This is a genomic window from Bradyrhizobium sp. C-145 (assembly GCF_023375135.1).
GTDB classification, from domain to species: domain Bacteria; phylum Pseudomonadota; class Alphaproteobacteria; order Rhizobiales; family Xanthobacteraceae; genus Bradyrhizobium; species Bradyrhizobium zhanjiangense.
The window spans coordinates 6450838-6468441 of record NZ_CP088150.1 but is presented as its reverse complement, the minus strand read 5'-3'; the positions used below and the strand labels follow the sequence as shown (position 1 = coordinate 6468441).

Genomic DNA, 17604 nt, shown 5'->3' with positions numbered 1-17604 from the left:
CCTGGCATTCCTGCCAGGGTTTTGCATGTCATCGACACTTTGAGAGGGTGGATCAGAAGTCCATACCGCCCATGCCGGCGCCCGGAGGCATTGCTGGACCAGCCGCGGCCTTCTTCGGCAGCTCGGCAACCATCGCTTCCGTCGTGATCAGCAGCGCCGCCACTGAGGAGGCGTTCTGGACCGCGATGCGCACGACCTTGGTCGGGTCAATGATGCCCTTGGAGACAAGGTTGCTGTACTCGCCTGTCTGCGCATCGAAGCCATAGGAGTACTGCTCGTTGTCGATGACTTTGCCGACCACGATCGAGCCGTCTTCACCGGCATTGATCGCGATCTGGCGGGCCGGCCAGGACAGCGCCTTGCGCACGATCTCGACGCCGGTCTTCTGGTCGTCGTTCTTGGTGCGCAGGCCCTTGAGCTGCTCGGAGGCACGGAGCAGGGCGACGCCGCCGCCCGGTAGGATGCCTTCTTCCACGGCCGCGCGGGTCGCATGCATCGCGTCATCAACGCGATCCTTGCGCTCCTTTACCTCGACCTCGGTCGCGCCGCCGACGCGGATCACCGCGACGCCGCCGGCGAGCTTGGCCAGACGCTCCTGGAGCTTCTCACGGTCGTAGTCCGAGGTGGTCTCCTCGATCTGCGCCTTGATCTGGGCCACGCGAGCGTCGATGTCGGCCTTCTTGCCGGCGCCGTTGACGATCGTGGTGTTCTCCTTGTCGATCATCACCTTCTTGGCGCGACCGAGCATGTTGAGCGTGACGTTCTCGAGCTTGATGCCGAGATCTTCCGAGATCGCCTGGCCGCCGGTCAGGATCGCGATGTCCTGCAGCATGGCCTTGCGGCGATCGCCGAAGCCCGGAGCCTTGACGGCCGCGACCTTGAGGCCGCCGCGGAGGCGGTTCACGACCAGGGTCGCAAGGGCTTCGCCCTCGACGTCCTCGGCGACGATGACCAGCGGCTTGCCACTCTGCACCACAGCCTCGAGCAGCGGCAGCAGCTCGTTCAGCGAGGAGAGCTTCTTCTCGTTGATGAGGATGTAGGCGTCGTCCATCTCAACGCGCATCTTGTCGGCGTTGGTGACGAAGTAGGGCGAGATGTAGCCGCGGTCGAACTGCATGCCCTCGACGACGTCGAGCTCGGTCTCGAGCGACTTGGCCTCCTCGACCGTGATCACGCCTTCGTTGCCGACCTTCTTCACGGCGTCGGCGAGGAACTTGCCAATCTCGGCATCGCCGTTGGCCGAAATGGTGCCGACCTGGGCGATCTCGTCGTTCGAGGTGACCTTCTTCGAGTTCTTCTGGAGATCCGCGACGACGGCTTCGACCGCGAGGTCGATACCGCGCTTGAGGTCCATCGGGTTCATACCGGCGGCCACCGACTTGGCGCCTTCACGGACGATCGCGGCCGCCAGGACGGTCGCGGTGGTGGTGCCGTCGCCGGCAGCATCCGCCGCCTTCGAAGCCACTTCGCGCACCATCTGGGCGCCCATGTTCTCGAACTTGTCGTCGAGTTCGATGTCCTTGGCGACGGCAACGCCGTCCTTGGTGATGCGAGGCGCGCCGAACGACTTGTCGAGCACCACGTTGCGACCCTTCGGACCGAGCGTGACCTGTACTGCATTGGCGAGGATGTCGACACCGCGCAGCATGCGGTCCCGCGCTTCTACTCCGAATTTGACTTCTTTGGCTGACATAATTTCCTCAGTTCTTATTTTCTCATCCTTCAGCGCGCCCGGTGGGCGCTCGTCAGGGGGTGAGCTGTGCGAGTGCTGGGTTAGGCGGCTTTTTTCTTGGAAAACACATCGGTGAGAACGCCCATGATGTCGCTCTCCTTCATGATCAACAGGTCCTGCCCGTCGATCTTGACCTCGGTGCCGGACCATTTGCCGAACAGCACGCGGTCGCCGACCTCGAGGTCGATCGGGATCAGCTTGCCGGCTTCGTCGCGGCCTCCCGGGCCAACTGCAATAACTTCACCCTGCGAGGGCTTTTCCTTGGCTGTATCCGGAATGATGATGCCACCAGCGGTCTTCTCATCGGCGTCGATGCGCTTGACCACGACGCGGTCGTGAAGCGGACGGAAATTCATACAGGACTCCTGAGCGTTTGAACAAGTTGGAGATAGGCACATTGTGACCAACCCAATGATAGCAAGAGACAGGCCAAAATGAGCTGAACGATCCGTGCCTGCAGTTCTGCTGAATCATTGCCTGGCCTGCGCGTGTCTTTGTCCGGAAGCAAACGCCCTCAGGTACACAGCCCGCCAAGCTGTTGCGAAAATGACATTGCGTGTCGTAGAAACACCGGATTGAGCCCAGGGTTCCTCAACATTGCACGGGCGGCCGTTACACCGATCGCAGCGTCGGGTGTTTCGACGACGGCGGCCGGGCTGCACATGATTGCTTCGTCTGACGGCAGCATCTAGCAGCTGACGCCGGCGAAGCGTGCGGTGCACAAGACTCATCGAAGAGCGGCGCTCGATGAAATCTGACGTAGTCGCGACAATAACAATATACTAACTATCTCGAAAACCCAGGCTATGTTTCCTGTAAGAAGAGGCGGCAAGAGAGGCCATCATCGAAATTGTATGGAATTGTCGATGTCCAGCCGTGGCACGGTCGCTCAAAACCTGTTGACGTTATCCCGATTGTTCGTAGACCGATGATGATCGAAGAGATCTGCGACGATCGCTGCGGAGGCTTGCTTGCGCGCAAACGCGTGCGTCAGGGCTTTGACGGCGTACGCTCTTCTTGCGTCAGCGAATCTGTGATGGCGACCGTCAACCGGTAGAGCCATTTCGCGCACCTGTGATCGAAGTGATTGGCTATTGCTGCGCACGAGAGATCACTCTGCCCGGCACGCTCCAGGGAGAATCGACGACAGGTGAAATTCGAGCGAAGCCGATCTATCGGCCGCCCGAAAGAACCGAAGACGACGATCTGGCTCACAGAGGGCGCGTCTGCCGACGCTGGGTTGCAATTTGCATTACGGGGCCAGTCGCTGCACCTGTCGGTCCGACAGGTTTCCCCTTTGATGTCGATCATCAAAATAGCCGTCATGGATCAAGGGACTGACGGACACTTGAATTGTATACCTTGATATACGTTGTACCGGCGCGTCTGGCGTGTGATTGCGGCTTCGAAGTCGAAAATTCACCCGATCTCAGCGCCCAATGGAAAAAGCACCTGTGTCGTCTGTGGAAGTACACCAGCACATCGTCTCACTTCTTCAGAAGCCGAATCCCGTCATCCTGGATATCGGCTGCAATGACGGGACCGATACGCAACAGTTTCTCAACCTGTGCCCGCAAGCTCAGCTCTACTGCTTTGAGCCGGACCCCAGAGCGATCGCGCGCTTCAAGAAGAAGCTGGGCCCATCCCTCAATAGGGTGAAGCTGCTTGAAATCGCGATCAGTGATCGAAACGGCATGATCGACTTCCATCCAAGCAATGCAGATGGTGATGCGAAGGAATGGGACCTCTCCGGCTCAATTCGCCGCCCGAAGAATCATCTTACTGAGTATGATTGGGTTCGGTTCGATCGCCCTGTCTCGGTCGAAACGCGGCGACTGGACGACTGGTGCAGCGAAGCCAAGCTGAATACGATCGATTTCATCTGGATGGATGTTCAGGGAGCCGAAGCTGATGTTATCGCCGGCGGCATGCAAACCTTGAGCAACACGCGCTTCATCTACACGGAATATAGCGACCGCGAGCTCTACGAAGGGCAATTGTCCCTTCAAGCCATTCTTGACCTGTTACCATCATTCGAAGTGGCGGCCCACTATCCCCGCGCAGTGGAGGGTGATGTATTGCTCAAAAATAAGCGCTTGTAGTCGCTACTCATATCGAGCGCCTCATTCATTGCTGGAAGACCTGACTAGCGCGTTTGTGCCGTCAAAGCTGCACAACTGTTGATCATTAAGGCGAGGGGATATCGGTAGCCGAACGGGCAGTCCGGTTTCCGCCTGCCATTGCAGACCCCACGCATCACATCCGCGTCGGGCGGGTGGTGGGTTTCTGACAATCAGTTCTTTGACGAGCCGGCACGACCGACGGCTTCGCGGTCAGCAGCCCGAACCGTTTCAGGCTGGAATCAACCACTGCCAGCCGGCTGCTAACCGAAGACTGCGCCATCAAGATCGCGCACGACTGAAATCTCCCAGCGAGCCTTGGCCTTCGGGCGCGCTTTGAGGTCGCGTGACTTCCCCGCGAAGTACGACGTGCAAGAGGCTGGCGGTCGCTCACATCTGGAGTACTGGATTCCGGCCGAAGATCTCGATGCCTTCAATGCCGCACTCGTCGCCGTATCGAGGTCGTTGGGAGTTTCCCCTAGCTGCGCCGCCCGATCACCCGCAATTCCAGATCGGGCCGATCGGCGTCCGCGTCCAGCACGGCCCGAAACTGCCGCCGTTGTAGCGGCCGCCGCCGAAGCCGGGGCGGCCGAAATAGTGCCACTCGCCATCCCAACCGTAGTACTGAGGAACCGGGTCAATATACCAGTGGCGCCGGTCGGCGCGCGAGAGCCGACGCATCGCGTCCTTCTGCTTGTAGAGCGGAATGCTGTTGCTCAGCGGCTGCTGGTAGCCGGGCAGGAAGCCGAAACCTTGCCAGACCGGCTTGGGCCGCTTTTGAATTGGCGCAGCGTTCGCGACGACCGGCAGCAGCGACATGATGATAGTAGCAGTTAGACACACAAGGCGAGACATGGATCGACAATAGTCGGTCGGTTGCGCGGAGGCCATTCAAATTTGGGTGCAGAGTTCTGCGCAATCTGCGCAGAATTTTTCTTTTAGCTGATCACGCCCTTGCTGATCAGAAAGCACCCATATCCCTGCTGTCCCCACCTGCACGACGCCGAAGCCCGAAGCCGCCGCGCGATAGAAATCCGGCCGCGAGAGCTTGACGGGACTGATGAGCGGCCGAATGGCTTATGCCCCGCAGCTCGATCAGGCGATGCGAGGAGAGCCGTCGCGGCAATGCGAGTAGGGCCCATGGAGGCGAGCAGCCAGAGCAGGTCGGGGGGCAGGATCGGATCGATCGATTACAGCATGTGACGAACTGTCCCAATCGATCGTTTACGTTTGTCTCTGTCTCCCTAACCCTTCGTCAGACACGGGGGCCAGAACACCCAAACTGTCGTTCATTGCTGGCAAAAAAAGCCCGGCCTCATTTCGATGGCCGGGCGGAAGTCAGCCATCGACAGAGGGAGAACTGCCGACGGTTATTGCGGCAAAACGTTCACCGCAAATTCTAACTACGATTGATCAATGATCGGAGAAATCTGGCGTCATTCCTTCTTATCAAAACGATGTTGTCGGAATGCGGCTCAACATTGGCTCGCACAAACCTGGAAGGAGGTGTTCTCCGTTGTCGTGAGGATCGTCAAAGTCATGCTGATTAAAAGAGCGGCGCCGAGAGATGATCCGCGGCTGTTCGCACGGCTTCAACGTTCCGGCCCAAACAAAACCCAGCATCCCCTGGGGCCGGGAAGAAGTACCTTGTTGTTCGCATGCGAGCACTCGGAGCTCGTTCGCGCGATCCTGCAGGCCGGGCGTCGCCCTCTGCTGTACACACATCGACCGCATTGGTATCATCGTCTCACCGATGTCAGCAAAGCCGGTCCGGCTTGCCGGGCATCCTCGTCAGCTACTTCAAAATGGTACAACGTGACGCTACGTGCGATTCAAGGCCTTTTGAGCTGATCTGCATAAAATTCAAGCCGCCGACCTCTCGCAGACAGCTAAGTGATCCGCCAGCACTCGACGTGCATATCGCATTCCATTTTTGGATGGGCTTATACACGTGAGCGCTCAAGGCACATTGCACGTTATATTTGTTGTGTGATGTCGTACGTGTTCGTGTTTTCCAGAGGATCACGTGGTTTGTTGGCGACCACGAATCTTCAGGTCATCATTTTGAAGATTCTTGTTGGCTATCCGACTGGGATGGCCAGCGTCGACGATCTCAAAGTCAAGATGGTCGTTCTGGCCAAGAGTGGACAGGATTGGTGCGAGCCCCGTCTGAGAATCTTTTACAATGTGGCTTGTGGAACGTGCTTATTCGGCTGGTCCCATCACAGCGAGATGCCGAGCGGTATTGGCCAACATGGAAAGCCGCTCTCCTGTGGTCGAGAGCTCCTCATTGCCTGACGAGGCAGATGTTCCGGAGCGTGCTGGCGTTCTTTGCGGACGCCGAATCCGCCTCGACGAGCACGGCCAAGATCGGGGTGGAGGTGCCGTCCACGTCCTGGATTGCCTGAATTTGACGTTCTCCACACAAGCCACTACACCGAAGCTTTGGATCATACCTCAGCAAGGTTGTGTTTTTGATACGCTGTGCCCACGCTCAAATATTTAGAGCAAATCAGGGAGGCAATTGAGCTCCAATGTGGCTCCTTGCGCGAGAGCCGGCCCGAGGAGGACAAACTCGATCTATTCGTCTGGTGAGCGAGTTTTTGTACGATACGCTCAGATCTGTAGCCGGGATGGCACACTAATCGGATGCGGCGAGATCGTGGATCGCTGCGTACGATGTTTACTGGCGCAAAAAGACCGGTCTGCCGGTACAATACAGAGCAAGATTATACTTGAGCCGTCGTTCGCGCTTACCTGGTCGGATAGAGGTTCAACATGAGTTATGCGGCCGGGAACCGCTGTAAAGTATCGAGAATGACAGATGAAGAGCGCGAATTGGCGCGGTGCAAGCAAGAAATAGCGAGACTCAAACAACTGGTTGTGCAGCTTTCTGAGCTCGTCTTGCGCAATGTCGCGGAAAATACCGAGGAGCGAAAGTCGCAAGGCGGGTGAAGCGCTCGGCCTTATATCGAATAATCAGTCGACAGATAAGCGACGGTAGACAAAAGTCATTGTAATGCGATTAAGGAACGGACTGCTAACTCAGAACCTTTCGCTGCGAACTTGCGGGCCATGTTGAGGGAGATGCCGCTCTCCGATAGACAATGAGAGTGGACATTTTGAACTCTGACAGCTTGCCGAGCAACTGCACCTTAACGCCGGCTCATAAGTCGCAAACGGCAAGCCGGGGTCGTCAGTTGGCGCCGCTCAATGGCAAAGCGCAGATCACATCTTCGCCCGCGATCTTCACCTTGAGGTCACGGTCCAGTCGTTGAAATTGAAGTTCATTCCCCCCGGGGACGAGGTGATCTCGACGCCGTATTGGACGCTACCGACGTTTATGTCGCCGAAGTAGCCCTTTGACTTGATCCACTGCAGGATACTCTTGATGTCCACTGTCCCGCTGTTCGTCTTCGAAGTGCGCAGGAGTGAGATGACCTTGTGACCATTGAAGCCTTCAAAAACGTTCCAAGTCGCCCCGCCCACGTCGACGTTGGTGTAGACCGGGATCGCCGCCCCGGAAGGATCCTGCCGATAATGATAAGAAATTGGTTTGACGTTGCCGCTGCCGTCCGGATTTCCGGTGTAATTGGTCCAGAGCATTATCTCATGCTGGTTTGAGCTGTCCCAGATATCGTAGGCGACGTCCCAGGCGCCGCTAGTCGGACCATCCTGATTGAAGCTCGAGCGCAGAGTGTTAATTGAACTCAGCGGTTTTCCGATATTGAAGGCCTCGTGCGGGTAACTCTTGATGCCAGCAGTATTAGGCTGGTTCGACCACACGCCCCATTGGTTGGCTGCATGCACCGAAATTGTTTGAGGCCCAGCGCCCGCACCCCATACGTCGTTGTTCCAAGAGTAGCCATCGCGTGAGAAGGTCCCGTATGGATCGCTCGAACGCCAAATCGGAGCCTTTGCCGATGCAGGCGCAGCAGACGATGGCCTGGCTTCACTCACAGCCTGCCTAAATAGATTATGGTCGTCCTGTGTGCGAACGTACCCCATTGGGGACCCTGGCGAGCCGGCATCGTTTATCCGATTGGAATCCATAATTGCTCTCCTTGCTCTTATTCGAACAAAGTCTCTTGCCGATCCGTCGAGCGGGTACCCCAGGCTCGTCACCAGTCCCGGTCATAGGCGGCATCGGCATCTAGAGACCAGGTTCGAATGCTAGGAAGGTTGGCTGTCGAGAAGCTGACTAGTGCCTATCTGCGGTGATTATGATTCTTTGAAAGTGTTGGGGTAAGGTCCTCCAGCGGCAGACCGCATCATACGCAGTTCCGGCAATCCGTTGCTGCGGGCGTGCAGAATTGCTCGTGGATGACTACTTCATGGAAAGCCCGGCTGTGCTGCACTTCCGAGCAGGAGGCTGCCGGCGCTCTGGAGAGTTCCCTCGTTTAAAGCTGCGTGCTGGGCAACCACGAAGCTGTCGCACATGGCGCGCGCTAAATTGCTGGTGGTATAGAGCGACGCAGTTCCAGCGAGACCGCTCGCAATCTGGCAGACCTCAGCGCTCTGCCGCGCGGCGTTCGTCGCGGCGAGCCGCATCAGCGTCGCCGTGCTCAGGTTTACCGCACCCTTGAGCGCTTCCTTCCACAGCTCCTCGGTGGCCTCATAGAAGAAGGAACGGGCGGAACGCAGCATGGCCTCGGCTCTGGCCATCTCCAGCTGGATATAACCGCGCTCTGCCATCACGGGCGCTCCAGTGATCGAGGCGCGGCTTCCGGCCATGGCGATCACCTCGTCTAGCGCGGAGCGCGCAATACCGATGCCGACAATCGCATGCGCCTGCGCAGCGAAAGCCACGGATGGATAACGATAAACCGGTCCGTCGAGTGTCGGCGGACCGCCGCGGATCAAGGTCCATTCCTCTGGCACAATGACGTCGTTGACAACGACGTCGTGGCTGCCGGTGCCTTGCAGGCCGATGACGTCCCAATTGGGGCGGATTGTCACCTTCTCGGCCGGGATCACGGCTACACGCGCAAGACCACCGGTCGGTTCATCTTCCACAGTGATGCCAACGCCTATCAGATCCGCGCCCGGTGAGCCGCTGGCGAATGGCCACACGCCGTTCACGACAAACCCGTCGGTGCTTCGCCTGGCGGGCTGGAGCGGGAAAAGCGCACCTGCCAACACCACGTCAGGTCCATTCGCGTATACCTTGCGAAGCGTGTCGTCCGGAAGAGCAGCGAGGTAGCGAGCTCCATCGCCGAAGCTGGCGACCCAACCGGCGGAGCCATCGGCTTCGGAAATGCGCTCGATCAGGCGACAAAAATCGGCCGGCGTTCGCTCCTCGCCGCCGAATCGTCTGGCGGCCATTGCCCGATAGACGCCAACGCGCTTGAAGCCCTCGATGATCTCGTCTGGAATCTTCTGCGCGCGGGCGAACTCGTTTCGACGCGCGCGGATATCGACCAGTAACGGCGACAGATTATCCCAGGTCGCAGCCGTAGCGTCGGTTTCTGGCGTGATCTTTTCTGGTGGAGCGTTCATAAGCTGTCCTCGCTGTCTTGAGTCGATCGAGCCGCGCGTCATTGATATGGATTGCGCGCATGGCGAAGCCGGCCGGATTGATGCCCCAGCCGGAGGGGATCGTCGAGACTGTCGCAGTTGATATCGACTGTGATGAGATTGCAGGCGGTTGCGACTCCAAACCGCGTCCCGAACGGATTGGCTCAAAAAAAAGGTCTTGAGGGCTGGGAAGGCTGACCGAGATATGGCTGTTGATGTTTCTCATTGTGGCTGAACCGGCAAAGCGGCCGATATGCGGCGGCGAGATCGATCCGCCTCTGCTGCACTATGTCTCCGATGGTCGAGGGCACCGCAGGTCTTATGTCTTCTCCAACCGACGGTTTGTCACACTCGGGCCCGGGCCGGCTCGAGCCACGTTGTGAATTCCTGAGTTGCGACGGCGGGGTCGCCCAAGGCTGCAGCTCCGTTTCCATCTCCCCAGCAATCGACGTGCCATCAAAGTGGTCTGCCGGCCTTGTCTGAATCGAGCGAGATCACGTGGCCCGTGGCGCGCCGAGCAGGATGCTCGCGCCTCTGTGGTCTGGTTCCAGGCACAAGGCGTCATCAATCGGACACGGCGGTAGGAGAACGACTGAAGTGGACCTCGACCGCGGACCAGTCGGGCTCGGCTTGCTACTGGAGTTTCAGGCCCGCGCCGATCTAATTACCAACAACGCAATTTACCGTTGTCGCGACTGTGGGTGAGCTGTCGGTTACGAGCGGACGTCAGACGGCAGGTGTTCAACAAACGCGACGGCGGCTTCAGACGCTGCCATTGCATGATCAAGTCGCTGTCACAGGTGCTGCAAGAGTGCACCCGCTCATGCAAGCGAAAGAAAAAGCTTCCAGCAGGCTTTGAGATTTTCGAGGTTCGCCACCAACTGATCCGCCTGTTCGCGTTCTGCCGTACCGAACGCAAGAGATTTGCGCAGATTCCTGACGTGACTCGCCCTTTTCCGGCCGCTGGCGCCTGCATTTGGGTCCGATGCTTCGGATCATGGCTGAGCTTGTCCAACTCGTCCAGCAACAGCGTCAAAAGGGCCTGCCGGTCCTTCTGAGACCACTGCTGTACAGGACGCCGAGATCGCGATCGACGTTCGCGCGCGCGACGTATCCGTACAGTCGCCGTCCTTTGCCCGGGACGGTCCCGCAAACCTAACGTTGGCGCCTAATACCAGCAAGCCCCAGCAATTGTCGCGGTTTGGGCCAACAGCCATCCGGTAGAGCGACTGAACTCCCGCGCGTCTGCCGGCTGCTAAGCGCAACACGATCTGATCAGGCTGCATCGCCAAGTGTGCCCGTGCAAATAGCGAAAATATTGTCCAAAACGGACGATGCGCGCAGCCACACCTTCGACGATCTCATCGATGTGAGCCGCATCCTTGGCGGCGAAGAGACGATGTAACGAAGCACGGATACGAAGCTTGTGTCGCAATCTGTCAGATAGCTCGTGAGATTGACCGCATCGCAATGCTGGTGTGTTGCCGTGACGCGCGGCGGGGCGGCCGGTGGTTCGGCACGCCGAAACTGGAACTCTTCTCACACTCGGTACGCACCGTACGCTTATGATACGATCAGATCACTCTCGCTGAGAGAGTGTGCATTTGTCCGGTCAGTACGAAGGTTGCGCGCGCATGCCGAAGCGCAATCTGCCAAATAACCATGCGGAGAGGAATCGTCGCACCGCAACGGTTCCTTCTTTCGGCGGGGCTTTGGAAAGGTCCTTAGGCGCAAAGAAGTGAGGGCGCAGTGTCTCCGTGCAGCGGCGGCATCACCGGCACGGGCGAGGGTGGCGCGGGCGCGGGATAGTTGATCAACAGACATACTGTGACCTGCCAAAATCGAAACCGAAGCGCGATCAGCTACGTAATCGAAGCACTCCAGTCGCCAATCATGGTGGCGATTAATGGGCGCGCGACTGGCTGCAGTTAAGCGTCCTTCGAGGAGGGAAAAACGTGCAGGCCGCGCATCGTGCTGGTTCATGGGAGACGGTTGCGTCCGACCGGCTTGAAAGAGTGCACGGCGGATCCTTCATCTTCTTTTTGTAGCCATCACAGTCGTTTCAGGAGTGATGGCATCGGGCGGATTGAGCAATGTACCCAACCCATATAGGCAAGCTTAACAGCTATGCCGCGTCCCTTGAAGCCTTGAGAGGAGACGATCGACTGCGTGGCCTAAAGCCGCGCGCAGGGACTGATTTTGCTTCGAACGATTATCTGGCCCTGGCGAGCGCGCCGCGTATGAAAAAGGCTCTGCTCACCGCGCTTGAGGCCGGCACGCCGATCGGAGCTGGCGGCTCACGGCTGCTGCGCGGCAATTACGAGGAGCACGAAGCTCTCGAAGCCGAGGCGGCGCAGTTCTTCAGATCGGAGACAGCGCTGTTCTTTGGCGGCGGCTATATCGCAAACTTCGCTGTTCTGACAACGCTGCCGCAGCGGGGCGATCTGCTCGTTCTCGATTCGCTCGTGCACGCCAGCATTCATGAAGCCGCGCGAGCGGGCCGAGCCGAGTTTCGGATAAGTGCCCATAATGATCTACAGTCGGTTGAAGTTACGATTAGCGACTGGCGCGCCAAGGGCGGAATGGGGCGCATCTGGATCGTGGTGGAGAGCCTCTACAGTATGGATGGTGATTTCGCGCCGCTTAAAGATCTGGTCGCAATCGCCGAGCGCTACGAGGCGTTCCTGGTCGTGGACGAGGCTCATGCCACAGGCGTTTACGGCGAGCAGGGACGGGGGCTCACCGCTTCCTATGAGGGGCGCGAAGATCTGGTGGTGGTCCACACCTGCGGGAAAGCGCTGGGCGCGGCGGGCGCGCTTGTCACTGCTTCCGGCGTATTGCGCGACTTCATGGTCAATCGGTACCGTCCATTCATTTTCGCCACCGCGCCATCACCCCTTATGGCTGTCGCGGTGCGAGAAGCACTCTTGATCCTACAGGAGGAGCCTGAACGGCAGCAACGCCTGATCGATCTGGTCGACTTTACACATCGTCAGCTCGTTGTGTGCGGGCGCCCGAGCCGTTCGAACTCTCAGATCATTCCTTACGTCGTGGGCGACAACGCCCGCGCGATGCGGCTCGCCTCTGCACTACAGGCGCGCGGCTTTGATATCCGCGGGATACGGCCGCCGACAGTGCCTGTTGGAACGGCAAGGTTGCGGATCTCGCTGACGCTTAACGTCGGGCAAGTTGATGTATCCGATATGATTGATGCGTTGGTCGAAGAGACTTGGGGCGACGTGCGATGACGGCGCGAGCCGCGATCATGAGGCTGATGCCCGCGTCGGCAAAACGATCTTCAAAGGTGCGCGCCGGCGCGCGATAATGCTCCTTTTCGATGCGCACTTCGGAAATCCCAATGCAAAGACTCGCCTGCGCAGAGCCAGGACCGCTCTTTGGATGGCACGTCAGGCGTTCGTCGATAGTTGACCGCCAGGCTTGACGAACTCCGGCGAGGGCACAAAAGATTGTTTTCCGCTCGAACCGCTGGTCGCAATTGTCGGACGCCGGACAAGTGTCTGTTTATGCTGATCCAGGGTACAGGCCCAAGACAGATGCAACGAGGCTGCTTTTTCGACACTGGCGGTTTCCCAAATGGCTGATGCAAGAGAGACCGTCCGATGCCGACGCGAGTAGCATTATTCTTTACATCCGCAGGCTGGGCCATCATGGTGGTCGTAATCCTGCTCTATGTGATCTTCGGCCCTGGCTGAGCTGATGATCGTAAGCAGGACCATAGGTGGCTTGCCGGATCGCGGGTGAGAGTCCGCCGGAATTGTCGCGTGTTCCGCAGGCCGAGAGCTCACACCCAGTATGCCTCGCACCGCAATCTGGCGCTTGAACCACCTCTGTTGGCCTAGCGCATCAACGTGGAGGCATGAATGATGTCGGCCGCGGTATGAGTGTTTCTTGGTGCTGGCCGCGCGTTGCCAACATGAGTACGTAGAATACGAGGAGAATTAAGCAGCCGCGCATACCAAAGGTCTTCCCGAAGCTATGACAATATGGAGCGGATTGTATTCGGTGCATTTTATGCGTCCGGTGGACGAGCGAATTGTGCGGAACTCGATCGAAGCCCTGTATCAGGCGGCAAACGACTGGCCGGCCGCGCAAAGGTGCCAGCGTCAGCTCACCAAATCGACCCTGCCCGTGGCGAGCCGATACAGGCCCCCGACGACCTTCAGTCTGTTCTGCTCAACTGCCGCGTTCAGAATCGGCCCCGCCGATTTGAGTTTGTTGACATTATCGATTACATTTTGTCGGGTTGCTTCGGCGAATGTGTCACCGGTTTGCTGGCGAGATGCTTGTACCGCAGGCGCAAGCGCAGCGACGAGGGATGAAATGTGGCCCGGCGGCGGCTTATCGTCCTGGAGCGACCTGATCGCGGCGTCTATCGCGCCGCAATGATCGTGGCCAAGTACCAGGATCAGCGGCGTGTTCAGCACGGCGACCGCATATTCCATACTGGCGAGCGTGTCATCGTTGGCGAAGTTGCCAGCGAGGCGGCAGACAAACAGATCACCAAGTCCGGTGCCGAAGACAAGTTCAGGCGCCACGCGAGAATCGGCGCAGCTCAGAACCGCCGCATATGGATTCTGCCCATCGACCAAAACCGGGCGCTCGCGCTTGAAATCGTCGCCTCGTGATGCGCTCTGGACATAGCGATCGTTCCCCTCCATCAGCCGCTTCAGGGCAGCATCCGGCGAGAGCAGGTTATGTGGCTTGGGCGGCGCTTTTGCTTGCTTCGCATCGACAATGTTGTTGCCAAGCCGCAGGCAAACCGCCGAAACAGCGAACAGCAACAGCGAGCGGCGCAAAGGTGCGATCTTGGTGAGATAGGACATATTCGGAGAACGGCCGGCATACATGCGTCTCACCTCATCGCGCGGCTTTACGCCACCCGGTGGCTTCGGCTTCCGCTTCGCTGCAGAGCCAGCGTCCACCGGGCTTCTTTGTCATGTCGATTTGTCCGTAACTGAGTTGCCCGGGCAGGTGATAAATGCGCTCGCCGTTGAGGTCCGCGGTGCCTTTTATCAGACACTCGGGCGAGGGCGGGTCCAATAGCAGAGCGGATCCGAGCAGGAGTTCCTGAGCGTCGATCGGAATCGAACTTGCGCCGACGATGATCGTCCTCTTGTTGCGGCGACGCCAGTCCCAAGGCGCGATGAACGCCCCCGACCACAGCCCCGCATAGCCTGTGCTCGCCACCAACTCATAGATAGCATAGCTATGGTTAGATGGACCCGACGATAGTGCCCAGCCCGAGCGTACCATCCAGGCGTTCACATCTTCGCCTTCGATAAAGCAACTGCCGAGTGACCTCCTGTACTCATCAACTCCTGTGGTATGACAATCCCACGTTCGTCCGTTCGAATGCTTGATAAGCTCGTCGCGAGCAGCTACGCCGCAAGCCCATTTCCTGCCGTGGGCGTCGAGGCAAATCTGATCAGTCTCAGGAGCTTCGATCCCTGAGAGCCGAATCTTGGTTTGCTCGATCTCGATCATATTGCCGTCGACGATGCGCGGAGCACCGCTGAGTTTGCCCGCGCAGACCGGAGATGTGATGAGAGCGAGCAATGCGACCATCATTACGCGGTGTTTCATCCCGACAATTACCTTTCGCTCTTGATCCACGTTCACGCACGAGCCGGTGCCGCCACATTCGACTGCTGGACGCATCATGTCCGTTATTCGGCCGGCATCGTTCGACGTGTGCTTTATGAAAGCTTGGTCGAGATTTCGAACCTACGACCTGACGCTGCGTGAGGTTCAAGCGATTTCTTCCGGTGTGCGTGTCGCGGTATCCTTCGAGTCTCGATGGGCTCTCTCAGTGGGCGCGCACTGCACCCTCTCGACCTGAGGAGGAGATTCCCATCGCTCAGCGCCGAACTCGCGATGCAGGAGAAAGCCGAAGCTCGGAACGCTGTTTCTGCCGCGCTTGAACAAAAAGCGCCTGTGAATTTTCGGCGGTGGAGTGGAAGTCAGGCGTGGAGGAGCGACCCTGCTATGCTTCGTGCCAAGTTCCATCGGCAGACAGAAGGCTGCCGCCGGTCTCGACGAGGGCGATGACATTTCGCCGTAAATTCTTGTCACGAAAGACCGATGTTCGAAAGAAATCTGGTCTCGCTTCCTCTGAGATTTGGACCGCCGCGGAGTTCAGATCAACGTTCGCTGCGGAAATGATCGGTATCGTTTGCGCAAACCGCGCAGAACCCGGAGCTCTCTTTCGTAGAGCCAGCCGGGATGGGTCCTTGATGCCAATTGCATTGTGGCTTTTCGTACCTCCGCGCTGCACCATGATCGTGCGCCAGGGCAGGTGGAGCAGAACTAAAGAAGCGTTTTCCCATGCTTCAAATCCGGATCTATGACGCGCAGACGAATGCGCGCGAGAAAATCTAGCGCCGACTCAGCTCGGTCCTCGATGCCTCGCGCACGGCTCCGGGGCTCCTCGCCGGGGCTCTCGGAAAAGGGTCGGCACTCAGGGGGTATGCCGGCATCGCTAACCGTGCCCCTGTTACCCTCTTAACCGGTTTCGTCGCAACACTCGATCCCGCGCGCGGCCTCCGCGTCGGCATGCTCACGCTCTTGCGGGTGCCAGTCAGTCGCGCGATGCGCGGCGCGCACGCCGGATCGGGCTTGGGCCCGAGGCATCTTCAGGCCCGCTCCCGTGAAGAATGGCATGGAGAGTGGGTCCCTCGCAGATTGGTGTGCTCTCACTGCCTGGGGTGCGCCGGGGGCCAAATCTCGCTAGCTGGCACGCGCCGCTGAGCTCGACTCCTCGCAGAAAGAGTCGAGGTAATCGTGCTGCCCGATTTTTTCGATGACGGGCTGAAGGCTGCGGAAAGGCTCGCGACTGTTGCGGAGGCGTAAACACCGCGACTTTAGAGCTGATATGTCTTGCAGTTGCTCTGAGGCGTTCGGCGCTAAAGGAGCTGCGGTGCGATCTTGCTCTGCGGGACCATTTACCGAGGCCTTTCGCTCCCCTCTAACTCGTCCCGTTCCTTTGGCTCCATGCGAGCGAACCAGGAGCCAGGAGGAAAGGCCGCGATACGCTTGGCAAAAGAGGATTGCGGCTCCCAATCTTGTCCTTCGCTCTTCTCGAAAGTGATGACTCCGTTATGGGTAAAATAACGGGGCCCTGCGATATTACAGTTCACCAAAAGCAGAACGCGCCACAGATCACCGTTCTCGGTGGGCTTGTCATTCTGCTTCGGCAAGTAGTTCACTCCAACAGGTTCAACGATGTTGCAGCGGCCCTGCCGCAGAAGATCGCCGAGCTGGCCCTGCGCGGTCGTCACAAAGTTGAAGTTGGTCGGATCATGCAGAAAGCGAAGATTTGCGTCCCTTTCGCCATCCGCGACTTCACTGGCGATCAACGAGAGCGCCAGGGCGCGCCAGCCCAGTTCCATCGGCTTTGCATAGGTCGACGCAAGTTCAATCGTCCCGTCGAGCGCGATCTTCCAGGTGATAACGTACTGTTCGTCTGATTTATTGTCCCGGTGCCTGGTCCACGAAACGAAAACATACTCATTTCGGTCAAGTTCAGCGACGCCCCACGTTCGAGGGACGAAGTGTGCCACCTTCGAGACGTTGGACAGAATTTGTTCTATCGTCTCACCATCTTGCGCTCGCCACGTTGACTTGACTCTGTCGACAAGAGGGCTGTCGTTGGCGCGAACACTGTTGCTCATGGCAGCCAGCGCGGCCAGGCAGATCAGCGGTCCACCGAGACAAAACCATAGCGCGCGTCTTCCAGACATTCTCTTCATAACCGTCCGCCCATCTGGTCTTTCATCAACACGTCTTTCAAAGCGGGCAACCTTCAACTTGTTATGCGCGAGCGCAAGAAGTTAGCGGCTACGCGACGGGGCGACCGATGGTGTCCCGCGCGAGCAGGCGCTCCCCTCTATGTCACGCGCCGCTAACTTCAGCCGCCAGCGACAGCCCCAATTTGCTGTGCTGGACATGCCCAGCAGGAGGAGCCTGGGCATGCCGAGGACTTGCATTCTCCGTGCCAGGTAATAGACGGCAATTCTCACCGGTTTTGTGTCCTCTTTGTCGACTTTCCGACTTGCACTCGTTTCGATCGTTCCATTCAGCCTATCCATCGCGGCTTATCCATCCTCGTCACGCACTGGATATTCGACGGCGCAGGGGAACGCCTCGGTGTCCTGATGAGAATGGGGAGCACGTTTGCCGCAATTGAACCGTTTGGTTTATCGTTCCTGGAATGTG

General features: G+C 58.5%; 11 protein-coding genes. 3 read left to right on the top strand and 8 right to left on the bottom strand.

The annotated features are described in order from the left end of the window. Window positions 1–52 precede the first annotated feature (52 nt). Both groL and LRP30_RS30480 read right to left on the bottom strand, forming a co-directional pair. Window positions 53–1693, bottom strand: coding sequence for a chaperonin GroEL (gene groL / locus LRP30_RS30485; protein ID WP_249757162.1), 1641 nt, complete (start codon window positions 1691–1693; stop codon window positions 53–55). An 80-nt stretch (window positions 1694–1773) separates the two neighbouring features. Then, window positions 1774–2088, bottom strand: coding sequence for a co-chaperone GroES (locus tag LRP30_RS30480; RefSeq protein WP_183233492.1), 315 nt, complete (start codon window positions 2086–2088; stop codon window positions 1774–1776). Window positions 2089–3186: 1098 nt separating this feature from the next. Between LRP30_RS30480 and LRP30_RS30475 the strand changes: the two genes are divergently transcribed. Then, entirely contained in the window at window positions 3187–3834 is a 648-nt protein-coding gene (locus LRP30_RS30475) for an FkbM family methyltransferase (RefSeq protein ID WP_276017380.1), read from the top strand. 513 nt (window positions 3835–4347) lie between these two features. On the opposite strand, the gene LRP30_RS30470 is transcribed toward LRP30_RS30475, so the two are convergent. Continuing rightward, window positions 4348–4707, bottom strand: coding sequence for a hypothetical protein (locus tag LRP30_RS30470; protein ID WP_249757160.1), 360 nt, complete (start codon window positions 4705–4707; stop codon window positions 4348–4350). 1923 nt (window positions 4708–6630) lie between these two features. Here LRP30_RS30470 and LRP30_RS30465 point away from each other — a divergent pair. Next, window positions 6631–6807 carry a hypothetical protein gene (locus LRP30_RS30465; protein ID WP_249757159.1) on the top strand — a complete coding sequence of 59 codons (177 nt, stop codon included), beginning with the start codon at window positions 6631–6633 and terminating at the stop codon, window positions 6805–6807. A 294-nt stretch (window positions 6808–7101) separates the two neighbouring features. Here the strand turns inward: LRP30_RS30465 and LRP30_RS30460 are convergent, their stop codons facing one another. Both LRP30_RS30460 and LRP30_RS30455 read right to left on the bottom strand, forming a co-directional pair. Beyond that, window positions 7102–7905, bottom strand: a complete 804-nt coding sequence (locus LRP30_RS30460; protein WP_249757158.1) for a glycosyl hydrolase — start codon at window positions 7903–7905, stop codon at window positions 7102–7104. Between the two features lie 279 nt (window positions 7906–8184). Then, window positions 8185–9393, bottom strand: coding sequence for an acyl-CoA dehydrogenase family protein (locus tag LRP30_RS30455; protein ID WP_249757157.1), 1209 nt, complete (start codon window positions 9391–9393; stop codon window positions 8185–8187). Between the two features lie 2069 nt (window positions 9394–11462). Here LRP30_RS30455 and LRP30_RS30450 point away from each other — a divergent pair. After that, complete coding sequence (locus LRP30_RS30450) at window positions 11463–12617, top strand: 8-amino-7-oxononanoate synthase (RefSeq protein WP_249757156.1); 1155 nt, start codon at window positions 11463–11465, stop codon at window positions 12615–12617. An 876-nt stretch (window positions 12618–13493) separates the two neighbouring features. On the opposite strand, the gene LRP30_RS30445 is transcribed toward LRP30_RS30450, so the two are convergent. From LRP30_RS30445 to LRP30_RS30435, 3 genes are all read right to left on the bottom strand, one after another. Further along, complete coding sequence (locus tag LRP30_RS30445) at window positions 13494–14237, bottom strand: carbonic anhydrase (RefSeq protein ID WP_249757155.1); 744 nt, start codon at window positions 14235–14237, stop codon at window positions 13494–13496. 10 nt (window positions 14238–14247) lie between these two features. Then, window positions 14248–15051 (bottom strand): thermonuclease family protein, encoded by an 804-nt coding sequence (locus tag LRP30_RS30440; RefSeq protein WP_249757154.1) that lies wholly within the window; start codon window positions 15049–15051, stop codon window positions 14248–14250. A gap of 1280 nt (window positions 15052–16331) precedes the next feature. Continuing rightward, window positions 16332–17195: a nodulate formation efficiency C protein gene (locus LRP30_RS30435; RefSeq protein WP_249757153.1), complete on the bottom strand. Its 864-nt coding sequence runs from the start codon at window positions 17193–17195 to the stop codon at window positions 16332–16334. Window positions 17196–17604: the final 409 nt, after the last annotated feature.

Bases quoted from the DNA above. Each gene is read 5' to 3' on its own strand.
- groL (WP_249757162.1), bottom strand. From the start codon at position 1,693: ATGTCAGCCAAAGAAGTCAAATTCGGAGTAGAAGCGCGGGACCGCATG.
- LRP30_RS30480 (WP_183233492.1), bottom strand. From the start codon at position 2,088: ATGAATTTCCGTCCGCTTCACGACCGCGTCGTGGTCAAGCGCATCGAC.
- LRP30_RS30470 (WP_249757160.1), bottom strand. From the start codon at position 4,707: ATGTCTCGCCTTGTGTGTCTAACTGCTACTATCATCATGTCGCTGCTG.
- LRP30_RS30465 (WP_249757159.1), top strand. From the start codon at position 6,631: ATGAGTTATGCGGCCGGGAACCGCTGTAAAGTATCGAGAATGACAGAT.
- LRP30_RS30460 (WP_249757158.1), bottom strand. From the start codon at position 7,905: ATGGATTCCAATCGGATAAACGATGCCGGCTCGCCAGGGTCCCCAATG.
- LRP30_RS30455 (WP_249757157.1), bottom strand. From the start codon at position 9,393: ATGACGCGCGGCTCGATCGACTCAAGACAGCGAGGACAGCTTATGAAC.
- LRP30_RS30450 (WP_249757156.1), top strand. From the start codon at position 11,463: ATGTACCCAACCCATATAGGCAAGCTTAACAGCTATGCCGCGTCCCTT.
- LRP30_RS30445 (WP_249757155.1), bottom strand. From the start codon at position 14,237: ATGTATGCCGGCCGTTCTCCGAATATGTCCTATCTCACCAAGATCGCA.
- LRP30_RS30440 (WP_249757154.1), bottom strand. From the start codon at position 15,051: ATGATGCGTCCAGCAGTCGAATGTGGCGGCACCGGCTCGTGCGTGAAC.